Consider the following 1,972-nt stretch of genomic DNA (forward strand, 5'->3'; position numbering starts at 1 on the left):
CCTAACATAACGATTTTCTTTAACTGGCTAAGCAGGCTTACGCTTTCTTTCGTCCCCAGCATTTCAAAAAATGCTACATATTCATCAAAGATAAGAAAGCAGGGTGGCAGTCCCAGATAGGCATAGTTTTCGCCAGTCTTATAGTTCGGGTGTCGTTTCATTTCCTTACTTCGCTGTACCATGCCCTCATAAAAGGCATGGACGCAATCTATCATTTCTTCTTTGGTATGATACACATTTCCCATAACTGTCCCTAAGTCTGCAAGGTCACCGTTCTTCGGGTCTAAGATATAAAGGACAGCGTTGGTATGCAGTAAGGCTTCAATGAGCGTCAGCAGAAAATAGGTTTTACCGCCACCAGTCCCACCAGCGATAAGGGCGTGAGGGAGTGCGTCATATTCCCAGACAAGATTTTTCATCAGTCTAAGACAGCCGTTCTCTGCCCGTACTTCATCAATGGTAATGCGGTTTGCTATCATATCATAAAGCAGGATATATTCGATATATCCGTCATGCAGGGTCTTGTCGGTCAGCTCACAATACAAGCCACTTTCCAATTTATCCTCTAACCGTAAAAGCTGGTCTTGATATTTCCCCAGCGTAATTTCACAGCGGATATGAAGCAGTCCCTTTTCCATTTGATAATAAATCTTTGGAAACCAGACGATTTTTTCCCTTGATCTGCTTTGCAGGTCAGTAAAAAAACCGCTGTCTTGTACGGTATCGGCTTCATACCACTTATTTTCCAACACCATTCTTGCCAGCTTTTGACGGTGCAGGAGCTTCTTGAAACTGTCGTAACAGAAGCGGTAATACAGAAAAGCGACCAATACACAAGCACCAGTCGCTATCAGTATGGTTATGAAGTTGTAAGGGGAAAGCGTCAAGCCATTCTCAAACAAGCTGAAATGCTCCCAATCGGCACGCATGAGCTGTTTTATATTCAGTAGCAGGAGAACCGCCACGAATACAAACAGAAGCGTCCCTATGGAAAAATGATAGACAAGGTGCTTGTCACTGGCTCTGATACGGTGTCCTTTGTTCCAAATCATACGCATAAATCAATCACTCCTTTCTGGGTATGAAAAAAGCAGTCAATCCTAAGACTAACTGCTTTGTGTATATGGATATGAAGTTGTCAAACTGTAATTTTGTTATTTCATTTTTTCTTGACATTCGCTACATTCTTTATCGTGAATAGAAATAATGCCACCGCATTTAGGACAAGTATATTTTATTTTCTGCTGTTCCATGAAATGTTCCAAACCATGTCCTTGAACAAAACGGCTATTTTCTATAAGACTTGCTTGATACCGTTTATTATAGCTTTTTTCAAGATTTTTAATCAACTTACATGGATATTCAGCACATTCAAAACAATAGGATAACGATTTTCCTTTGATGCAATCCTTTATTTTGCATTTACGACAATGTTCTGGTTTCCCTTTATCACTATTCAAGCACCCAGAACAAGGTTTTTTATTGTAACAGTGCTTATAACAAACCTTACAATTCATTCCGCATGGGGCAAACATGCTTATATCAATTTTTTCTTTTGACATTTTCATAGTTGTTTGCTCCTTTCAATTCTAATTTGTCGCTTTCTTCATACCCATATTATAACAGTTCCGTATATCCTCTACAACGAAAATCTATTCAGCAAGTCTATTTTTTCGGTTGTCCCTGCGGTGTATGGTTCTGTGAAGTGCCTGTGTTCTGATTGCCTTTATTCTTCAACACAATATCTTCTGCCTTTACATACCAATCCACATCAGCACCCGTATAGGTCTTTCGTGATACCGTATCGGCTACGGGATTGACAAGTTCCACAACTGCATTGTACGGAAATTCCCTTAACGGTACTTCTGGCGGTACAGACACGGGGATAATTCCACCGTGCAGACTGCATTTCAAATCATAGATACGCTTTTTAAGCTGGCTACTCGGTGTCCCGTCCTCATTCTGCAAGAAC

At 40.6% G+C, this 1,972-nt stretch carries 3 protein-coding genes; all 3 read right to left on the bottom strand.

The features are described 5' to 3' along the window. Positions 1-1,058: FtsK/SpoIIIE domain-containing protein (locus HMPREF0373_RS06080; RefSeq protein WP_021738772.1), on the bottom strand; the 1,058-nt coding region annotated here is incomplete at its 3' end. Between the two features lie 96 nt (positions 1,059-1,154). After that, positions 1,155-1,568, bottom strand: a complete 414-nt coding sequence (locus HMPREF0373_RS06085) for a DUF3795 domain-containing protein (RefSeq protein WP_021738773.1) — start codon at positions 1,566-1,568, stop codon at positions 1,155-1,157. Between the two features lie 97 nt (positions 1,569-1,665). Further along, on the bottom strand, positions 1,666-1,972 hold a 307-nt coding region (locus tag HMPREF0373_RS06090; RefSeq protein WP_021738774.1), incomplete at its 5' end, for a YdcP family protein.

Source organism: Eubacterium ramulus ATCC 29099, from assembly GCF_000469345.1.
Taxonomy (GTDB): Bacteria; Bacillota; Clostridia; order Lachnospirales; family Lachnospiraceae; genus Eubacterium_I; species Eubacterium_I ramulus.

Coding starts and splice junctions, on each gene's coding strand:
- HMPREF0373_RS06085 (WP_021738773.1), bottom strand. CDS start 1,568: ATGAAAATGTCAAAAGAAAAAATTGATATAAGCATGTTTGCCCCATGC.